Here is an 18621-nt window from a genome sequence, read left to right on the forward strand (position 1 = left end):
AAGGCTCGCAATTCCGCGGCTTTGAGGACCAAATTTGGTCCAAATCGCGGCTTGGCAGGCGCGCCTTGCTGGTCTATCAGCCGCGCCAAGTCGCATCCGGGGCACATCTGGTCGCGTGCGGCTTCAGGGTTACTTTTCGGTTCGCGAGCCCGGCATAAGGCCGGCGCGGCGAACCGGCAGGCAAGGCAGGGTAATGGCTAGCACTGGCACCGCAGACGCGCACTCAGAAGCAAATGGGGCCGCAAGCGTAGACGGCGTTCGCCGTCGCGATTTCATCGAGATTGCCGCAGTTTCCGCGGCTGGCGTGGGCGGCCTGGCCGCTATTTATCCGCTCGTCTCGCAAATGGCACCCAGCGCGGACGTGCTGGCGGAAAGCTCGACCGAGCTGGACATTTCGTCGCTTGAGGAAGGCCAGTCGATCAAGGCTGTGTTCCGCAAGCAGCCGGTGTTCGTCCGTCACCTGACGCCGGACGAGATCAAGCAGGCCAACGATGTCGATATCGACAGCCTGCGCGATCCGCAGACCCTGCAGGAGCGCACCGAGGACGGGCATCACAACATTCTCGTCGTCATGGGCGTTTGCACCCACCTCGGCTGCGTGCCGCTCGGTGCCGCCGAAGGCGAGAACAAGGGTGAGTTCGGCGGCTATTTCTGCCCCTGCCACGGCTCGCACTACGACACCGCCGCGCGCATTCGCAAAGGCCCTGCACCGAAGAACCTTCAGGTGCCGACCTATGAGTTCACCACCGACACGACCATCGTGATCGGCTGAGGCAAGAGAGACTGACCATGAGTTTCCCCTGGGCCAAGAATTACGAGCCGGTAAATCCGGTGATGAAGTTCATGGACGAAAAGCTGCCCTTGCCGCGGCTCGTCTACAATGCGGTCGGCGCTGGCTATCCGGTGCCGCGCAATCTTTCCTACTGGTGGAACTTCGGCGTCCTCGCCGGTTTCTGCCTCGTGCTGCAGATCGTCACCGGCGTGGTGCTGGCGATGCACTATGCGGCCAACTCCGGCATCGCCTTCAATTCGGTCGAGCACATCATGCGCGACGTGAACTGGGGCTGGATGCTGCGCTACATGCACGCCAACGGGGCAAGCTTCTTCTTCCTCGTGATCTACATCCACATCTTCCGCGGCTTCTTTTACAGCTCGTACAAGGCCCCGCGCGAGATGATCTGGCTGCTCGGCGTGGTGATCTTCCTGCTCACCATGGCGACCGCCTTCATGGGCTACGTGCTGCCCTGGGGCCAGATGAGCTTCTGGGGTGCCAAGGTGATCACCGGCCTGTTCTCGGCAATCCCGCTGGTCGGTGAGCCGATCCAGATCTGGCTGCTGGGCGGCTTTGCGCCCGACAATGCCGCGCTGAACCGCTTCTTCTCGCTGCACTTCATGCTGCCCTTCGTGATCCTGGGTGTTGTCATCCTGCACATCTGGGCGCTGCACATCCCCGGCTCGTCGAACCCGACCGGCGTGGAAGTGAAGCAGGAAAGCGACACCCTGCCGTTCCACCCGTACTATACGGCGAAGGACGGTTTCGGGCTGGGCGTGTTCCTGATCATCTACTTCGCCTTCGTGTTCTTCTTCCCGAACATGCTGGGCCACCCGGATAACTACATCGAGGCGAACCCGCTCTCGACCCCGGCGCACATCGTGCCCGAATGGTACTTCTATCCGTTCTACGCGATCCTGCGTGCCTTCACCTTCGACTTCATCATCGAAGCCAAGCTGTGGGGCGTGCTGGCGATGTTCTCGTCGATCCTGGTGTGGTTCTTCCTGCCCTGGCTCGACAAGAGCCCGGTCCGCTCGGGTCACTATCGCCCGCTGTTCCGCAAGTTCTTCTGGTTCGGCCTGATCCCCTGCATGGCCGTGCTGTTCTACTGCGGCGGTGCCCCGGCGGCAGAGCCCTATGTCATGATCTCGCAGATCGCGACCGCGTACTACTTCCTGCACTTCCTGGTGATCCTGCCGATCATCTCCTCGATCGAACGGCCCGAACCGCTGCCGTTCTCGATCACCGAGGCCGTGTTGGGCAGCGATGACAGCGCCGTGATCGAACCCGCCGCCAAGGCGGCCGAGTAAGCCCGGACCCAAGAGGAAAGACGAAACGATGATCCGCCTTGTTGGAATTCTGGTCGGCCTGGGCTTCACCTTCGTGGTGCTGCTCACCTTCGGTGTCGGTGCCTATACGGCCGCAACCGAGCCTGCAGCCGAGACCGCTGAACACGCCTTCCATCTCACCCCGAAGGAAGATGTGCACTTCTCCTTTGAAGGCCCCGTCGGCCGCTGGGACGTTGCCCAGTTGCAGCGCGGCTACAAGGTCTACAAGGAAGTGTGCTCAGCCTGTCACTCGCTGAAGCAGGTGGCGTTCCGCAACCTGGCCGATCTCGGTTATTCGGAAGCTCAGGTGAAGGCCGAGGCCGCCGCCTGGCGCGTGCCGGGTATCGATCCGAACACGGGCGAGGCGACCACGCGTCCAGGCCTGCCGACCGACGCCTTCCCGTCGCCCTATCCGAACTCGGTCGCCGCAGCTGCTGCGAACAACAACGCGATCCCGCCGGATCTCTCGCTGATGACGAAGGCGCGTCATGAGGGCTCGCACTATGTCTACTCGCTGCTGACCGGCTATCAGGAGCCTTCGGCCGAGCTGGCGGAGCGCTTCCCCGACTCGCTGCCGGGTCCGGGCCTGCACCACAACCCGTACTTCGCGAACCTCAACCTCGCGATGGCCCCGCCGCTGACCAGCGAAGGCCAGGTCACCTTTGACGACGGCACCGTCGCCACGGTCGACCAGATGGCACAGGACGTTGCTGCCTTCCTCACCTGGACGGCAGAGCCCAAGCTGGTGAAGCGCAAGCAGACCGGCTGGCCGGTGCTCGGCTTCCTGCTGTTCGCCACGCTGCTGGCCTGGTTTGCCAAGAAGTCGGTGTGGGCGAACGCCAAGCGCCGCGAGGATTGAGCGGGCGGGAGAATGCCTCCCGCCACGCCAACGGCGAGTGACCTGAAGGCACTCGTCCGTGCGGTGCCGGATTTCCCGGCCACCGGAATCCTGTTCCGCGACGTCACCACCCTGATGTCCGATGGCGCTGGCCTTGCCGGCGCCATCGACGCATTGGCCGCTCTCGCTGCGGATCTGTCGGTCGATGCCGTGGCCGGGATCGAGGCGCGTGGCTTCATCTTCGGTGCTGCTCTGGCGCAGCGCCTTGGCACCGGCTTCATCCCTCTGCGCAAGGCGGGAAAACTGCCCGTTCCCGCGATGGCCGAGGACTACGCGCTCGAATATGGCGAAGCGCGGCTGGAACTCGATCCCACGATCATTCGCGCGGGCCAATCGGTCCTGCTGCTCGACGATCTTCTGGCGACCGGCGGCACCGCGCTCGCCGCCGCCCGGCTTTTGCGCCGCGCGGGGGCGCACTGTACCCATGCCCTGTTCGTCATCGATCTGCCCGATCTCGGCGGTATGACCGCGCTGAGCGAGCAGGGCATCGAAGGACGGGCGGTCATGGCTTTCGACGGCCACTAGCAGCACACACCAGGCGGGCGGTTTCGGAACCATCGCGCTGCTATGGGATTGGCTAGATGCCAGTTCCGCACGGTCGCACTGGCACCAACAAGGGGGCCCATGGAAGAGCAGGCAATTGTTATCGCGCTGGTTGGCGTGCTCGGCATCGGGGCGCAATGGGTCGCCTGGCGCACGGGCTGGCCTGCCATCGTGCTGATGCTGGTGGCCGGATTTCTGGTGGGTCCGGTGTTTGGGATCATCGACCCCCAACGCGCCTTCGGTGATCTGCTCGACCCGATGATCTCGATTGGCGTCGCCCTGATCCTGTTCGAGGGCGGGCTCAGCCTCGATTTTCGCGAACTGCGCCAGAGCGGCAGCAGCATCGGCCGGATGGTCTTCCTTGGTGTGCCGCTGGGTTGGCTGTTCGGCGCGCTCGCTTGTTATTATGTGGCGGGCCTCGTGTGGCCGGTGGCGATCCTGTTTGCAGGCATTCTGGTGGTGACCGGGCCGACCGTGGTCATGCCGCTGCTGCGCCAGTCGGCAATCAAGCAACGCCCCGCGACGCTGCTGAAGTGGGAAGCCATCGTCAACGACCCCATCGGTGCGCTGTGCGCCGTGCTGGCCTACGAATATATGCGCATCTCGCAGGTTGAAGGTGGGATCGCGCTCGAAGTGATTCCCCAGATCGTGGCCGCGGGGTTGATCGCAGGCGCGCTGGGCTATGGCGCGGCCTGGCTGATCGCGTGGAGCTTCCCGCGCGGCTATGTCCCCGAATTCCTCAAGGTGCCGGTGCTGCTCGTGGCTGTGATCGGCACTTTCGTGGTCACCAACCTGATCGAACACGAAGCGGGATTGGTCGCGGTGACGGTGATGGGCGTGGCGCTGGCCAACATGCAGGTGTCCAGCCTGCGCTCGATCCACCCGTTCAAGCAGAACGTGGCGGTGTTGCTGGTGTCGGGCATCTTCATCCTGCTGTCGGCGGGGCTGGAGTTTTCCGACCTCAGGTTCTTCGACTGGCGCTCGGGGCTGTTCCTGCTCGCGCTGATTCTGCTGGTGCGCCCGGCCACGGTGCTCATCAGCCTCCTGTTCAGCGACGTGCCGTGGAAAGAGCGGTTGTTTCTCGCCTGGATTGCCCCGCGCGGCATCGTGCTGGTGGCTATTTCGGGCCTGTTTGCCCTGCGCCTCGGCGAACTGGGCTTCGAAGACGGCTCGATCCTTATCGGCCTCAGCTTCGGTGTAGTGGTGGCGACCATCGTCACCTCGGGCTTCACGCTGAACCTGGCCGCACGCCTGCTCGGGGTGAAGGGTGCGGAGCGACCGGGCCTGCTCATCGTCGGCGCCACGCCCTGGACGATTGCGCTCGGCAAGATGATGCACGAGCTGAAGACCCCGGTGCTGATCGTCGATGCGAGCTGGACCCGGCTCAAGCCCGCGCGTGCCGCCGGGCTCGACACCTACAACGGCGAGATCCTCAACGAGGCGACCGAGCACAACCTCGACCTCACCCCGTTCCAGGTGCTGGTGGCGGCGACCGACAACGAGGCTTACAATGCGCTCGTGTGCTCCGAGTTCGCGCCCGAGATCGGGACCGACAAGGTCTATCAGCTCGGCGATGGCGCAGACGACGATCAGTTCGCGCTGCCCTCGTCGCTGCGTGGCCGCTCGCTGTTCGCCTCGGGCTATGCGGTGGAGGACGTGCACCAGCGCCAGCTGGAAGGCTGGGTGTTCCGCCGCACCAAGCTGTCCGAACAATACGATCTCGACGACGCGCGCGAGAACCTGCCCGATTCCGCCAACATGCTCCTGCTGCTGCGCCCCGATGGCGAGCTGCAGTTCTTCACCCACGCCCGTGCGCCAGAACCGGCGCCGGGTGATATTATCGTCTCGTTCTCGCCGCCGCGCGATCAGGTCGCCGAGGCGGAGTCGCGCCGCAAGTCCACCCGCAAGACAGCGCCCGCCTGAAGCCCAGCCAAGGATGAAGCCATGCTCAGACTGACCAAATCCGCCCCTGCCGCCAATGTGATCGCGGCCGTGCTACTGGCCTCGACCCTGAGTGCCTGCCAGGTCCGTCACGATGGCCCGGAGGAGAGCGAGCCGGCCCCGAGCGATACCGGCGCGCCAGGCGAGGCACCCGCTGCGACGCCAAGCCCGAGCGGCGTTTCGATCATCCGCGAGGAGGTGACCGAAACGCCGTCTACGCCCGCGCCTCCGAAGCCGCTTGATGTGGTGCTCCCGTTCCCCGACGGGACCGATGTGTCGCCCGATGCGGAGGAACTGCTCGAACTGGTGCTGCAGAGCGGGGCGATGCGCGAAGGCTGGCCGATCACGCTTGCCGGACATACCGACAGCGCGGGCAACGATCAGGCCAACCTGCGCGCCTCGCGCTCGCGGGCGGAGAACGTTGCGGCGTGGCTGATTGAGCGCGGGGTCGCGCCCGAGCGGATCAGGGTAATTGCTTTCGGCGAGCAGAACCCGCTGCTGCCCAACGCCAGGCCCGATGGTTCGCCCGACGAGGTCGCGCGCCGCCGCAATCGCCGGGTGGAACTGAGGGTTGCACCGCCTGCCGATGCAGCCCAGTCGCCCGAGAAGCAGGGTGAGACTACTGAGGCACCTTGACGCGGGGCATGTGCTGATGGCAAGCGCAGTTTCTGCCTGAGCGGGTATAGCTTAGTGGTAAAGCTCCAGCCTTCCAAGCTGGCTATGCGGGTTCGATTCCCGCTACCCGCTCCAAATTCCTGTTCAGCCACCTTCGTATCTGTCTGGACATACCCCTAAAACCCACGGTATTTGGCGGATTATCGGGCCGCAAGTGTTCATTCCCGTTCAAGCCTAGTCGCACCCCGATGGGGGCACAGGCTTGGGGCATTCGCGCTGACAGATGTTGAAATCCGAAACGCCAAGCCGCGTGCAAAACCCTACAAGCTGGGGGATGCGCGGGGGCTGTATCTCTTCGTCACCCCAGCCGGCGGCAAGTCATGGCGGTTTAAATTTCGGCTCGACGGCAAAGAGGGGCGGTTGGTTATTGGGCCGTACCCAGAAATCAGTCTGAGCGAGGCGCGCAGGCGCCGCGAGGAAGCACGCGAGATGGTCGCGCATGGCAAAGACCCTTCGCGAGAAAAGCAGCGCGCCAAGGAACGCAGGCAGGTGGAGGCGAAGAACACCTTCGCGATCATATCTGCCGAATATTGCGCCAAGCGCAAAGCGGACGGGCAAGGCGGCTGGTCGCCAGCAACAGCCAAGCGGAGCGAATACTTGCTATCTCGCCTGAATGGCCCGCTCGGGAGCCTACCGATTGGCGAAATCGAGCCAGCCGACATTCTGGCCGCCGTCCGCAAGATCGAAGCCAAAGGCACGCTGGAAAGCGCGCGCCGGGCATTGCAGCTAGCGGGGATGGTGTTTCGCTATGCCGTGACCACGCAGCGGTTGAAGTCCGATCCTACCCGCGACCTGCGCGGGGCGCTCGCTACGCCCAAGGTGACGCATTACGCCGCGATCCTTGACCCTGCGAAGGTCGGGGAACTGCTGCGGGCGATTGACGGGTACGAGAGCCTTGGAATGACCCGGCTGGCGCTCCAGTTGGCGCCACACGTGTTTGTGCGGCCCGGCGAACTGCGCCACGCCCAATGGGATGAAATCGACCTAGATGGGGCGCTGTGGACCATCCCAGCCGAGAAAACCAAGATGCGGAAGGATCATCGCGTGCCGCTTTCGCGGCAAGCTGTGGCGATCCTGCGGGAGATTCACGCCATCACCGGCCCCAGCGGCTTTGTTTTCCCGTCCGTCCGCACCCGTGCCCGCCCGATGAGCGAGAACACATTGAACGCTGGTTTGCGGCGGCTGGGCTATGGCAGCGACGAAATGACCGCCCACGGGTTCCGCGCCATGGCCGCAACGCTGCTGAACGAAAGCGGCAAGTGGCACCCCGACGCTATCGAGCGTGCGCTTGCTCACGGCGATGCCGACAAGGTGCGAGCGGCCTATACGCGGGGCGCACACTGGCAAGAACGGGTGGAGATGGCCCAATGGTGGAGCGACCATCTCGATACGCTCCGTAAGGGCGCGGACGTGGTGCCATTTCCAGAGCGCGGCACGGGATAGCCCGATAGCCTAGCGGGGACGTCCCAGCCGGGAGCACCCGAAAAAACAACAACGCATCGCCGGGGGCATTCCCCGACAACCGGACCTGCCACGGCCCGGACAGCAAAGCCGTGCGCGCTATGAAAAGGAAAGACCTGATGACGGCATATACAGCATATATCGCGAAGAACCGCCGCCGATCCCGCGAGGTCCGCGACTGCATCACGGCGTTGCTTTTTGAGGCAGCGGAAAGCGCAGACGAATGGTGGCGCTACGACCTTAGCAACGCCATCCGCGCGATAGCTATGGACTTCGACAGGGATGGCGGCATCAAGACCGCGCCAAACCGTCGCGCTCCCGGCCAGCCGAGCCAATTTGTGGCCAACCGGCTCCGCGCGCGAGTGGATATGGGCAACTATCACCCTAGAACCGGGTCAGTCCGATAGACGGCCATAGCCGCGTTACTCGCGTTGTTCCTGCCGGCCGTTTCCAGAGCGGCGACGGCTCGGCGGGGCGCGGCCATCCGCGACTTTCCGTCTTGGCTGATTGGCCCGGCTGGTGCCATCGCTGCAATCATAAAGCTGTTGCGGAAATATCACGCACATTTCATTTGGCGCGGGCCATTTGTCCCCGCGTAAGATCGGCTTAGCAAGGACCCTGACCGGGGGGGGCGCGCCCGTCGCGTTGTCTCGCTCCCCCGGTTCGCGTCGCCTCGTGCGGCGCTATCCCGTTGGCGGCTGGTGTGCCTCATTCGACACTGCTGGCCCCAGCCGCCACGCGCCCTGTTTCATCACCAGCGTTAGAACTGATGGCCCACCACTTCGCGCCGCCGCAGAATGTTGCGAATTTGGCGCTCGGTCAGATGGAAGGCGCGCGACAGGTCGGGAATGCTCGCGCCCCCGTCATCCGCCCGGCGCCTAATCAGTTTGTCGCGCACGATCCTGCGAGCGATGCGCGCATTCGCGGGCTTGAGCATTTCCCCGCCGAAACCCTCGGCCAGCTTGTCGGCAAGTTCCTGCCCTAGAATTTTCGCAAGGTGATGATCGGGGGAAATGCGCTTGGGCACGTAGAGCAAGGCGCGCTCGCTCCAACAACGTCCGCTGCGCTCGCGATAGGTGGGCAGCGCCTCGATAAGTCGGACGGCGTTGTCCTCGCCAATCACGTCCGCGATTTCTCGAAAACTGTTCGGCGTTGCCATCGGTGCCCCTCATTGAATGCCCGACGGTTCTAAAGATTGTTGCCCGCAACCTGAATCGCGAATGCCCCGAGCTATCTATAAGGCGCGGCACGGTCAGGGGTGTAGGCGGGGTGTGGGCTGCTTGATAGCCTACACCTCCAAAGCGTTCCCACTAAATCAGACACTTAAGCCTTAGAAGGGGGTGGGGTGTAGGGGGGTGTGGGCTTTTAGAAACTTTACTAAGTTTAAGGGGGAGAGGGGGAAACAGGGGATAACATGGGAAAGTTGCTGCCACCCCTACACCCCCTGCCACCCCTGCGCGCGCTTTCCCCCGTAATTCCCGTCATTTAGACCGATGGCGGCGGGGTGTAGGCAACCCTACACCCCGCACCCCTCGCCGGCCCATGCTTCCCGCTGGCGCGAGGGCCTGCGCGGCGGGCGGCGGTGGGCGCGGCGTTTAAACGCACTGGCGCGAGCGGCGGGCATGAAAAACCCGGCGCGGTGGCCGGGTCATTCGTTCCAGATCGGTGGCGGGCGGGTTAGGCGTTGCGGGCGCGCCGTGTCGCCCACGCGCGTTTCGCCGCTCGACTTCGCTTTGCGTGCGCCCTCACGTCGGCGCGCAACCGCGCTGCGAATGCCCAATGCCGGCGCACAGCCTCGACAGCAGCGGCAACGCCAGCGCCGGCCTTGCGCGCGTCGCGGTAAACGCTTGTGGTTCGGATCAAGTCAATGCGCGTCATGCTCACGCCACCCCTGCCAGCTTCTCGCGCGCCGCGTCTGCCAGAAAGCGCGAGCGGTTGGCGCTCGCCGCGTCGATGGCGGCCAGCAACGCCCGGTCAAACATCACGTTAACGCGCACCTTCGATTGCGTCACGTCAGCGCCGACCATGAGGCGGGCGACTTCGGCAACATCGGGGTCTGCCTCGATAGCGAGCGGATCGCTTGGCGCTGGCAGGCTTTCGCCGTCCTCCAGCATCCCCGACAGGTGCAGCTTTAACACGGCCTCGGCGCTGGCGGCGAGCGCCTGCATATCGTCAGCGGCGGCAACGCAGCCCGGCAGATCGGGGAAGCTGATGTAAAAGCCATCCTCGCCCTGCTCGACGATACCGCAATAGAATGCTCGGCCAGTTTCGCTCATTACATCGCGGTCCTTCGCTGCTCGCTTAGCGTTCGGCTTGCCGTTGCCGGCTGGACTGGCCGGTTTACCTTTGCCGAATACGGCGATCACTGCGGGCGGCAGCGCCCCAGCAGTGGCGCGCGCCTTCGCAAAGTCGGCCTCGGTCCATTCGGGGTTATCGTCGTCGAAATGCACCGCGTCCGATTTCGGCGGCACAAGCGACAGGTTACGGCCCGCGCTACGGCGAGAATACCCGCCATTGAGTTTTCGGATCACGCGGCCCGCTTTGTTGGCCTCGCCATGCGTCGGCGCTTCCACCCCGATTTCCAGCAAGGTTTCGGTGGCCGTCTGCCAGCGCCACAAGGTTAGCGGCGCGTCCCAATCGAGCCGCGCACGCACAATTGCCTCTATCGGGTGAACCAGCGGGTCAATCATTCGCCGGCTCGCCCGCGTCGGCGCCGACAAGCGCCCGGATGCTTTCGGTTGTGATCCGGGTGGCGCTCCCGATCTTGACCACCTTCAATTGCCCCTCGTTAATCAGCCGGTACACATTCGTGCGGCCAATTCTCAAGGCGTCGGCTGTTTCCCGGACCGTTAGAAGATATGCTGTATTCATTCGTGTTCGCCTCTTTCCGTAGAAACATTGGCAAACTAGCGGGCAGGCGAGGAAAACGCTCGGCATATTCGACGCGGTATAGATAACTCCAGACTTATGAAGAGCCGGGGCACTGCTCGTAATAATCCGCGAAACTGGTGCGGGATTCAAAGGTGCTGCTCGCCTCGCTCATCCCGGATGCGGTCAGGCCGGGGCCATCCTTGTCCGCCCGCGTTCGCTCCTAGCCGCGATTATTGGGGACACAGTTCGGGGCACTGTTAAGAAATCTGACGTTGCGAATGGCTTAATCCCGCCATTCCCGCCCTAGTTTGCGATTCCCGCTACCTCAAAAATCAGTGCTTTCAGCGTATAAAACCCGCGGAAAACAGGCGTTTGTGTGCTCCTGTTTGTCCGGCTCTGATCGCCCGTTTCCGCCCAAATCCACGGAGATTTGGGGTCTTTTAGGGCTTCGGAGTTCGGTCGTTTGAGAGAGACCCTCACTTTTGGGGTCCACAAGCGGGAAAGGTGCTGAGTTATGCTGCTCACCGAATATCCAGATTCGCAACGCGAAGCCTCGCTCCAAGCCTTACAAACTCGGTGACACGCCTGGCCTGCTTCTTTTGGTCAAACCCACGGGCGGCAAACTCTGGCGATTCAAATACCGCATCTTCGGCAAGGAAAAGGCCCTCGCCATCGGCATCTATCCCGGCGTTGGCCTTGCGGAGGCACGCCGTCGGCGCGACGATGCGCGTACGTTGCTCGCTAACGGGAAAGAGCCCTCTGTCGAAAAACGGCGTGACAAGATCCGTGCTCAGATGCAGGCTGAGAATACATTCAACGCTGTCGCTTCCGAGTTCTGCGATAAGCGGAAACGCGATGGCACCAAGAGCTGGGCACCGGCTACGGGCAAGCGCAGTGAATATCTGCTCTCGTTGCTCGGAGGCTCAATCGGGCACATGCCGATCGCAGATATCCTCCCGACGAGGTACTCGCCGCCGTCCGAAGAATTGAGAGCAAGGGCCAGTTGGAAAGCGCCCGACGAACCCAGCAGCTTGCACCGCATGTCTTCGTCCGTCCCGGTGAATTGCGGCATGCAGAATGGGAAGAATTTGGCCTCGATGGTGCACTCTGGACCACTCCTGCAATGAAATGACCACGCATGGCTTTCGGGCGATGGCGTAACTATGCGACACAACCGAGTTACGCCCATGAACACCAGTCTCGATCATCTGCCCGATCGGAAGCGCCGCGATCTTGAAGCGATCGTGCGTGTTCTGTTTGCAGAGTTCGAGAATGCGACGAGGCTTGCGACCCAGAAATGGAAGAAGCAGGGCCGCATCCTCAAGGTCATTCTGTATGGTTCCTATGCTCGTGGCAATTTGGTTGAGGATCCTGTTGGTGGCTTTGCTCCGACTACGATATACTTGTTGTCGCCAGCGATGAACGGCTTACCGATGTGCTCGAATTCTGGGCCAAGGCCGACGCGCATCTGATGCGCGAGGTCACCATCGGCAAGCGGATCTCGGCACCGGTCAACTTCATCGTGGACAGCCTATCCGATGTGAACAACCACCTACAGCGCGGGCGACCGTTCTTCATCGACATCGTGCGCGATGGTGAGGTTGTCAGAAGAGCAGATCATCGGCGTGCTGAAGGAAGTCGAGGCGGGAGCGAAGACCGCCGATCTGGCTTGGCGGCGCTGGGATTCCGAAGCGACGATCCATGTAATTGGAAGACGAAGTATGGCGGGTTGGAGGTGTCCGAGGCCCGGCAGTTGAAGGGGCTCGAGAGTGAGAACGCGAAGCTCAAGCGGTTGTTGGCCGATGGCTGCGCGGGAACTTCAGCTTGTGCGACCTGGGTGAGGGTGGCTCATCGACAGTCTGGCTGCTTTGTTGTCCATGCCGCGGCACGCCCTGCGGTTAACAGCACCGCCACCACTAGAAGGCCCTGTGCCTTCGCCACGTGCCTCCGCTTAGCGGGATTCGATTGAACCCAACCCAGATTCGCGGGAATCGCAGCCGCGCAGCGGACCTTATCAGCGCAAAGAATCGAATTTGCGGGTCGCCACGCCCTTGGGGCGAGCCTCATGTCCACAGCAGCCAACGCAAAAAACCGCAGAATTCCGCCATTCCGGAACAAGTTTTCAAAAACTGCAATTTGGGTGTTGACCGAATCCTGGGTCGGGCCTAGATGGGCTCCACCGACGCGGCGCTGACGGTTTCGACCGGCGCATCCGCAACGGTCGCCAAATTTGACGGATAGCCGGCTCCCCCGGTGAAAATCGGGGAACCGATCGCTGTCCGCTTTTGAGTTTGGTGGTTCTTTGACATCGTTGATTTTAGATGAAGGGACATGTGGGCGACGGCGCCCGGTCCGCGGAGCTCAAGGCCGCGTGTACCGGTATTCATAAGCCGAGCCGCATTGTTCGGACCTACCACGGTCTGGATGATGTCAAGCATGTCCTTCGTATCCATTACGTTTGACAGTGCAGGTATCGGCTCCTTGAAGCTCATGCCAGTTGGGTTAGCGGGGTTATCCCCGTGTCTGATTGGTGTGTGACACAAACTTGAGAGTTTGATCCTGGCTCAGAACGAACGCTGGCGGCATGCCTAACACATGCAAGTCGAACGAGCTCTTCGGAGCTAGTGGCGCACGGGTGCGTAACGCGTGGGAACCTGCCCTTAGGTTCGGAATAACAGTGAGAAATCGCTGCTAATACCGGATAATGTCTTCGGACCAAAGATTTATCGCCTTTGGATGGGCCCGCGTAGGATTAGCTAGTTGGTGAGGTAATGGCTCACCAAGGCGACGATCCTTAGCTGGTCTTAGAGGATGATCAGCCACACTGGGACTGAGACACGGCCCAGACTCCTACGGGAGGCAGCAGTGGGGAATATTGGACAATGGGCGCAAGCCTGATCCAGCAATGCCGCGTGAGTGATGAAGGCCTTAGGGTTGTAAAGCTCTTTTACCCGGGATGATAATGACAGTACCGGGAGAATAAGCCCCGGCTAACTCCGTGCCAGCAGCCGCGGTAATACGGAGGGGGCTAGCGTTGTTCGGAAATACTGGGCGTAAAGCGCACGTAGGCGGCGTCGTAAGTCAGGGGTGAAATCCCGGGGCTCAACCCCGGAACTGCCCTTGAAACTGCAATGCTAGAATCTTGGAGAGGCGAGTGGAATTCCGAGTGTAGAGGTGAAATTCGTAGATATTCGGAAGAACACCAGTGGCGAAGGCGACTCGCTGGACAAGTATTGACGCTGAGGTGCGAAAGCGTGGGGAGCAAACAGGATTAGATACCCTGGTAGTCCACGCCGTAAACGATGATAACTAGCTGTCCGGGTTCATAGAACTTGGGTGGCGCAGCTAACGCATTAAGTTATCCGCCTGGGGAGTACGGTCGCAAGATTAAAACTCAAAGGAATTGACGGGGGCCTGCACAAGCGGTGGAGCATGTGGTTTAATTCGAAGCAACGCGCAGAACCTTACCAGCCTTTGACATCCTCTGACGAATCAGGAGACTGATTTTTTCCTTCGGGACAGAGTGACAGGTGCTGCATGGCTGTCGTCAGCTCGTGTCGTGAGATGTTGGGTTAAGTCCCGCAACGAGCGCAACCCTCGTCCTTAGTTGCCATCATTTAGTTGGGCACTCTAAGGAAACCGCCGGTGATAAGCCGGAGGAAGGTGGGGATGACGTCAAGTCCTCATGGCCCTTACAGGCTGGGCTACACACGTGCTACAATGGCAACTACAGTGGGCAGCTATCCCGCGAGGGTGAGCTAATCTCCAAAAGTTGTCTCAGTTCGGATTGTTCTCTGCAACTCGAGAGCATGAAGGCGGAATCGCTAGTAATCGCGGATCAGCATGCCGCGGTGAATACGTTCCCAGGCCTTGTACACACCGCCCGTCACGCCATGGGAGTTGGTTTCACCCGAAGATGGTGCGCTAACCTTTTAGGAGGCAGCCAGCCACGGTGGGATCAGCGACTGGGGTGAAGTCGTAACAAGGTAGCCGTAGGGGAACCTGCGGCTGGATCACCTCCTTTCTAAGGATATTGGCGGAAAGCGCCGGACCTCGCGTTCGGAAGTGCTTCCTCCGTTTCCAAAGAACATTGCCGTCGTCCTCATGTCCCTTCATCACTGGAAAGACACACAGGCTCATGTCTGTCGTGTTTACGCCTGAGCTGGCTTATGCCGCCCGCGGCCGTTTGGCCCGCTTGTGGCGCATGGGCCTGTAGCTCAGTTGGTTAGAGCGCACCCCTGATAAGGGTGAGGTCGGTGGTTCGAATCCACCCAGGCCCACCATTTGTTTGGCTTCAAGCGCCAGCGCCGCCATCCGGCGGCTCGGCTTTCGGCTAACGCCGACGGCCGGTCGGCCTTGCGAACCCTTCGGGTTCGAGGGTTGCTTGTTGTCTGGGTAAGGGGCCTTAGCTCAGCTGGGAGAGCGGTTGCTTTGCAAGCATCAGGTCATCGGTTCGATCCCGATAGGCTCCACCAGGCAAGTATTTCCAGAGATGAAGAGAAAGCGGATCCCGCCTTGGCGGGTAGGCAACACTGGTTGCCGTCTTTGACATTGTGAATGGGTTTTTAAATCGATGCCGCGAGGTGTCGTCGTGCTGGCAAGGCCTTTGGGTCTGGTCCAGTCGATGGCAAATCGCAAATCAATCAAATTGATTATCTGGCTGAGATAATTCCTCCGCGCCATTGTATCGGCAAGCGTTATGCAGACTTGTCGTTGATGGTGTGGATTCTCAAGCGTGAGGTAAGAGCATTTGGTGGATGCCTTGGCATGTACAGGCTATGAAGGACGTGGCACGCTGCGATAAGCGTCGGGGAGCTGTGAGCAAGCTTCGATCCGGCGATTTCCGAATGGGGAAACCCACCCTCACCATTTCCTCTGTGATCCCTTTGGGGATTGTAGAAGAGGTGGATAGGGTATCACCTTGCTGAATATATAGGCTTGGTGAAGCTAACCCGGGGAACTGAAACATCTCAGTACCTGGAGGAAAAGACATCAACCGAGATTCCCGTAGTAGTGGCGAGCGAACCGGGACCAGGCCAGTGCCTTCATTTCAACTAGCAGAACACTCTGGAAAGTGTGGCCATAGCGGGTGACAGCCCCGTATGCGAAAGTGATGATGAAGGACTTGAGTAGGGCGGGACACGTGAAATCCTGTCTGAACATGGGGGGACCACCCTCCAAGCCTAAATACTCGTACATGACCGATAGCGAACACAGTACCGTGAGGGAAAGGTGAAAAGCACCCCGATTAGGGGAGTGAAACAGTACCTGAAACCGAATGCTTACAATCAGTTGGAGCCCCATAGGGGGTGACAGCGTACCTCTTGCATAATGGGTCAGTGACTTAATCTAGCAAGCAAGCTTAAGCCGTTAGGTGTAGGCGCAGCGAAAGCGAGTCTGAATAGGGCGAATGAGTTTGTTGGATTAGACCCGAACCCCGGCGATCTAGGCATGAGCAGGCTGAAGGTGCGGTAACACGCACTGGAGGGCCGAACCGTTGCACGTTGAAAAGTGCTCGGATGACTTGTGTTTAGGGGTGAAAGGCCAATCAAGCCGGGAAATAGCTGGTTCTCCGCGAAATCTATTGAGGTAGAGCGTCAGATGTATGCCGATGGGGGTAGAGCACTGGATGGGCTAGGGCTGCGCGAGCGGTACCAAACCTAACCAAACTCCGAATACCATCGAGTCTTGTCTGGCAGACAGACGGCGGGTGCTAAGGTCCGTCGTCAAAAGGGAAACAGCCCTAACCTACAGCTAAGGTCCCCAAGTAATACCTAAGTGCGAAAGCATGTGGGAATCCCAAAACAACCAGGAGGTTGGCTTAGAAGCAGCCATCCTTTAAAGAAAGCGTAACAGCTCACTGGTCTAAATAAGGGTTCCTGCGGCGAAGATGTAACGGGACTAAAGGTATTCACCGAAGCTTAGGGTTCAGAACTTTGTTCTGAGCGGTAGCGGAGCGTTCCGTAAGCGAGCGAAGGAGAAGGGTAACCGACTCTGGACGTATCGGAAGTGCGAATGCTGACATGAGTAGCGATAAAGAGGGTGAGATGCCCTCTCGCCGAAAGACCAAGGGTTCCTGCGCAACGCTAATCGGCGCAGGGTAAGCCGGCCCCTAAGACGAGCCCGAAGGGGGTAGTCGATGGGAACCACGTTAATATTCGTGGGCCTGGTGGTGTGTGACGGATGGCGGAAGTAGTTCACTCTTATCGGATTGAGTGGGCTGCCAAGTTGTCCCGGGAAATAGCCCCACCGTATAGACCGTACCCGAAACCGACACAGGTGGTCAGGTAGAGTATACCAAGGCGCTTGAGTGAAGTATCCTGAAGGAACTCGGCAAATTGCCTCCGTACCTTCGGAAGAAGGAGGCCCCATCTTAAGGCAACTTTTGGTGGGGGGCACAGGCCAGGGGGTAGCGACTGTTTATCAAAAACACAGGACTCTGCTAAGTCGGCTTCAAGACGACGTATAGGGTCTGACGCCTGCCCGGTGCTCGAAGGTTAAGAGGAGGAGTGCAAGCTCCGAATTGAAGCCCGAGTAAACGGCGGCCGTAACTATAACGGTCCTAAGGTAGCGAAATTCCTTGTCGGGTAAGTTCCGACCTGCACGAATGGCGTAACGACTTCCCCACTGTCTCCAGGATATGCTCAGCGAAATTGAAGTTCCCGTGAAGATGCGGGATACCCGCGGTTAGACGGAAAGACCCCGTGCACCTTTACTGCAGCTTCAGAGTGGCATTAGGAAAGAGTTGTGTAGCATAGGTGGGAGGCTTTGAAACTTGGGCGCCAGTCCGAGTGGAGCCATAGGTGAAATACCACCCTGCTGTTTTCTGATGTCTAACTAACTACCGTTATCCGGTAGTAGGACCCTCTGTGGCGGGTAGTTTGACTGGGGCGGTCGCCTCCTAAAGAGTAACGGAGGCGCGCGATGGTAGGCTCAGGCCGGTTGGAAACCGGCTGCAAGAGTGCAATGGCATAAGCCTGCCTGACTGCGAGACTGACGAGTCGAGCAGAGACGAAAGTCGGTCATAGTGATCCGGTGGTCCCTCGTGGAAGGGCCATCGCTCAACGGATAAAAGGTACGCCGGGGATAACAGGCTGATACTGCCCAAGAGCTCATATCGACGGCAGTGTTTGGCACCTCGATGTCGGCTCATCACATCCTGGGGCTGGAGCAGGTCCCAAGGGTTTGGCTGTTCGCCAATTAAAGTGGTACGTGAGCTGGGTTCAGAACGTCGCGAGACAGTTTGGTCCCTATCTGCCGTGGGCGTCGATTGTTGAGAGGAGTTGCCCCTAGTACGAGAGGACCGGGGTGAACATACCTCTGGTGTACCTGTCATCGCGCCAGCGGTGCAGCAGGGTAGCTATGTATGGACGGGATAACCGCTGAAAGCATCTAAGCGGGAAGCCTCCCTCAAGATTAGCAATCATCGAACCGTGATAGACCATCACGTTGATAGGCCAGGTGTGGAAGCGCAGTAATGTGTGGAGCTAACTGGTCCTAATCGTTCAGATCATGCTTGGTGAATCCCACCATCAACGTCAGGGCTGCAAAGCTCTGGCCTCGGAGGATCATCCAGCCAGATACGACGCCTAACAAACAACACACCGATTGGTGCATCGATTTAAAAACCTTGTCCCGCCCGCCTGCTTCATTGCTTGGTGGTCATGGCACCTGTGACCCACCCGATCCCATCTCGAACTCGGCCGTGAAACCAGGTAGCGCCGATGGTACTGTGTCTTAAGGCACGGAAGAGTAGGTCGCCGCCAGGCATTGTAGCAGGCGGGAAGGCAAGGTTCATACCCATTCACATAGTCATAGGGCTGTCCCAAAAGGGCGGCCCTTTTGGCGTCTCTGGCGATCCGATGATCTCCTTCGACGCCAAATCCCTCCCGGGGTCATGTCCCGGAAGGTCCGGTTCGCTCTCCTCCCATGGCTGGCGAACCATCGACCCCAAAGGGGTCGCAAGCGCGACCGCGCGCCCGCACCCCGGACTTGTCCGGGGGAGGATAGCCAAGGGGCCGCATGGCCCCGCCGGCGCCTGAGGCAAATCGGTAACGCGGGGTGGAGCAGCCCGGTAGCTCGTCAGGCTCATAACCTGAAGGTCGTTGGTTCAAATCCAACCCCCGCAACCA

General features: G+C 60.5%; 14 protein-coding genes, 4 tRNA genes, 3 rRNA genes and 1 pseudogene. 18 read left to right on the plus strand and 4 right to left on the minus strand.

Annotation, left to right across the window (positions count from 1 at the left end):
* Positions 1 to 193 precede the first annotated feature (193 nt).
* The 9 genes from petA to D2V17_RS16705 all read left to right on the plus strand — a co-directional run bounded on the left by petA (position 194) and on the right by D2V17_RS16705 (position 8025).
* Positions 194 to 772, plus strand: a complete 579-nt coding sequence (gene petA / locus D2V17_RS16665; RefSeq protein ID WP_119594066.1) for a ubiquinol-cytochrome c reductase iron-sulfur subunit — start codon at positions 194 to 196, stop codon at positions 770 to 772.
* Positions 773 to 789: 17 nt separating this feature from the next.
* Positions 790 to 2082: a cytochrome b gene (locus D2V17_RS16670; RefSeq protein WP_119594068.1), complete on the plus strand. Its 1293-nt coding sequence runs from the start codon at positions 790 to 792 to the stop codon at positions 2080 to 2082.
* A 28-nt stretch (positions 2083 to 2110) separates the two neighbouring features.
* The gene (locus D2V17_RS16675; RefSeq protein ID WP_119594070.1) at positions 2111 to 2959 is read left to right on the plus strand and encodes a cytochrome c1; all 849 of its coding nucleotides are present in this window, start codon (positions 2111 to 2113) and stop codon (positions 2957 to 2959) included.
* Positions 2960 to 2971: 12 nt separating this feature from the next.
* Positions 2972 to 3523 (plus strand): adenine phosphoribosyltransferase, encoded by a 552-nt coding sequence (locus D2V17_RS16680; RefSeq protein ID WP_119594072.1) that lies wholly within the window; start codon positions 2972 to 2974, stop codon positions 3521 to 3523.
* Between the two features lie 99 nt (positions 3524 to 3622).
* On the plus strand, positions 3623 to 5464 hold the full coding sequence (locus D2V17_RS16685) for a cation:proton antiporter (protein WP_119594074.1): 1842 nt from the start codon (positions 3623 to 3625) through the stop codon (positions 5462 to 5464).
* A 21-nt stretch (positions 5465 to 5485) separates the two neighbouring features.
* The gene (locus D2V17_RS16690; protein ID WP_119594076.1) at positions 5486 to 6118 is read left to right on the plus strand and encodes an OmpA family protein; all 633 of its coding nucleotides are present in this window, start codon (positions 5486 to 5488) and stop codon (positions 6116 to 6118) included.
* A gap of 40 nt (positions 6119 to 6158) precedes the next feature.
* Positions 6159 to 6232: transfer RNA gene (locus tag D2V17_RS16695), tRNA-Gly, on the plus strand.
* Positions 6233 to 6373: 141 nt separating this feature from the next.
* Positions 6374 to 7600, plus strand: coding sequence for a tyrosine-type recombinase/integrase (locus D2V17_RS16700; RefSeq protein WP_119594092.1), 1227 nt, complete (start codon positions 6374 to 6376; stop codon positions 7598 to 7600).
* A 137-nt stretch (positions 7601 to 7737) separates the two neighbouring features.
* Complete coding sequence (locus D2V17_RS16705) at positions 7738 to 8025, plus strand: hypothetical protein (RefSeq protein WP_119594077.1); 288 nt, start codon at positions 7738 to 7740, stop codon at positions 8023 to 8025.
* 353 nt (positions 8026 to 8378) lie between these two features.
* Here D2V17_RS16705 and D2V17_RS16710 read toward each other — a convergent pair whose 3' ends face one another.
* The 3 genes from D2V17_RS16710 to D2V17_RS16720 form a co-directional block, all read right to left on the minus strand.
* The gene (locus D2V17_RS16710; RefSeq protein WP_119594079.1) at positions 8379 to 8777 is read right to left on the minus strand and encodes a Mor transcription activator family protein; all 399 of its coding nucleotides are present in this window, start codon (positions 8775 to 8777) and stop codon (positions 8379 to 8381) included.
* 721 nt (positions 8778 to 9498) lie between these two features.
* Positions 9499 to 10308, minus strand: a complete 810-nt coding sequence (locus D2V17_RS21605) for a type II toxin-antitoxin system HicB family antitoxin (protein ID WP_220474147.1) — start codon at positions 10306 to 10308, stop codon at positions 9499 to 9501.
* The gene (locus D2V17_RS16720) at positions 10301 to 10489 is read right to left on the minus strand and encodes a helix-turn-helix domain-containing protein (RefSeq protein WP_119594081.1); all 189 of its coding nucleotides are present in this window, start codon (positions 10487 to 10489) and stop codon (positions 10301 to 10303) included. The genes D2V17_RS21605 and D2V17_RS16720 overlap by 8 nt, the downstream gene beginning before the upstream one ends.
* Positions 10490 to 10971: 482 nt before the next feature.
* On the opposite strand from D2V17_RS16720, the gene D2V17_RS16725 reads away from it, so the two are divergent.
* The 3 genes and pseudogenes from D2V17_RS16725 to D2V17_RS16735 all read left to right on the plus strand — a co-directional run.
* Positions 10972 to 11616 carry a tyrosine-type recombinase/integrase gene (locus D2V17_RS16725; protein WP_245978774.1) on the plus strand — a complete coding sequence of 215 codons (645 nt, stop codon included), beginning with the start codon at positions 10972 to 10974 and terminating at the stop codon, positions 11614 to 11616.
* Between the two features lie 60 nt (positions 11617 to 11676).
* Entirely contained in the window at positions 11677 to 11961 is a 285-nt protein-coding gene (locus D2V17_RS16730) for a nucleotidyltransferase domain-containing protein (protein ID WP_119594083.1), read from the plus strand.
* A gap of 120 nt (positions 11962 to 12081) precedes the next feature.
* A pseudogene (locus D2V17_RS16735) lies at positions 12082 to 12293 on the plus strand (transposase); the annotation flags it as partial.
* Between the two features lie 361 nt (positions 12294 to 12654).
* Here the strand turns inward: D2V17_RS16735 and D2V17_RS16740 are convergent.
* On the minus strand, positions 12655 to 12942 hold the full coding sequence (locus D2V17_RS16740) for a hypothetical protein (protein ID WP_119592503.1): 288 nt from the start codon (positions 12940 to 12942) through the stop codon (positions 12655 to 12657).
* An 88-nt stretch (positions 12943 to 13030) separates the two neighbouring features.
* Here D2V17_RS16740 and D2V17_RS16745 point away from each other — a divergent pair.
* The 6 genes from D2V17_RS16745 (at position 13031) to D2V17_RS16770 (ending at position 18621) form a co-directional block, all read left to right on the plus strand.
* Positions 13031 to 14513 (plus strand): 16S ribosomal RNA (locus D2V17_RS16745).
* A 182-nt stretch (positions 14514 to 14695) separates the two neighbouring features.
* Positions 14696 to 14772, plus strand: a tRNA-Ile gene (locus D2V17_RS16750).
* A 116-nt stretch (positions 14773 to 14888) separates the two neighbouring features.
* Positions 14889 to 14964 (plus strand) — tRNA-Ala (locus tag D2V17_RS16755).
* A 255-nt stretch (positions 14965 to 15219) separates the two neighbouring features.
* Positions 15220 to 18010: ribosomal RNA gene (locus D2V17_RS16760) — 23S ribosomal RNA — on the plus strand.
* Positions 18011 to 18143: 133 nt separating this feature from the next.
* A 5S ribosomal RNA gene (gene rrf / locus D2V17_RS16765) occupies positions 18144 to 18258 on the plus strand.
* Together the 16S, 23S and 5S rRNA genes with 3 tRNA genes alongside form the textbook arrangement of a ribosomal RNA operon.
* A 286-nt stretch (positions 18259 to 18544) precedes the next feature.
* A tRNA-Met gene (locus D2V17_RS16770) sits at positions 18545 to 18621 on the plus strand.

It is taken from the genome of Aurantiacibacter xanthus, from assembly GCF_003584015.1.
Taxonomy (GTDB): Bacteria; Pseudomonadota; Alphaproteobacteria; order Sphingomonadales; family Sphingomonadaceae; genus Alteraurantiacibacter; species Alteraurantiacibacter xanthus.

Excerpts from the sequence above, each read along its gene's own strand:
- D2V17_RS21605 (WP_220474147.1), bottom strand. The coding sequence starts at position 10,308 with ATGATTGACCCGCTGGTTCACCCGATAGAGGCAATTGTGCGTGCGCGG.
- D2V17_RS16675 (WP_119594070.1), top strand. The coding sequence starts at position 2,111 with ATGATCCGCCTTGTTGGAATTCTGGTCGGCCTGGGCTTCACCTTCGTG.
- D2V17_RS16740 (WP_119592503.1), bottom strand. The coding sequence starts at position 12,942 with ATGGATACGAAGGACATGCTTGACATCATCCAGACCGTGGTAGGTCCG.
- D2V17_RS16670 (WP_119594068.1), top strand. The coding sequence starts at position 790 with ATGAGTTTCCCCTGGGCCAAGAATTACGAGCCGGTAAATCCGGTGATG.
- D2V17_RS16710 (WP_119594079.1), bottom strand. The coding sequence starts at position 8,777 with ATGGCAACGCCGAACAGTTTTCGAGAAATCGCGGACGTGATTGGCGAG.
- petA (WP_119594066.1), top strand. The coding sequence starts at position 194 with ATGGCTAGCACTGGCACCGCAGACGCGCACTCAGAAGCAAATGGGGCC.
- D2V17_RS16705 (WP_119594077.1), top strand. The coding sequence starts at position 7,738 with ATGACGGCATATACAGCATATATCGCGAAGAACCGCCGCCGATCCCGC.
- D2V17_RS16685 (WP_119594074.1), top strand. The coding sequence starts at position 3,623 with ATGGAAGAGCAGGCAATTGTTATCGCGCTGGTTGGCGTGCTCGGCATC.
- D2V17_RS16730 (WP_119594083.1), top strand. The coding sequence starts at position 11,677 with ATGAACACCAGTCTCGATCATCTGCCCGATCGGAAGCGCCGCGATCTT.
- D2V17_RS16720 (WP_119594081.1), bottom strand. The coding sequence starts at position 10,489 with ATGAATACAGCATATCTTCTAACGGTCCGGGAAACAGCCGACGCCTTG.
- D2V17_RS16680 (WP_119594072.1), top strand. The coding sequence starts at position 2,972 with ATGCCTCCCGCCACGCCAACGGCGAGTGACCTGAAGGCACTCGTCCGT.
- D2V17_RS16690 (WP_119594076.1), top strand. The coding sequence starts at position 5,486 with ATGCTCAGACTGACCAAATCCGCCCCTGCCGCCAATGTGATCGCGGCC.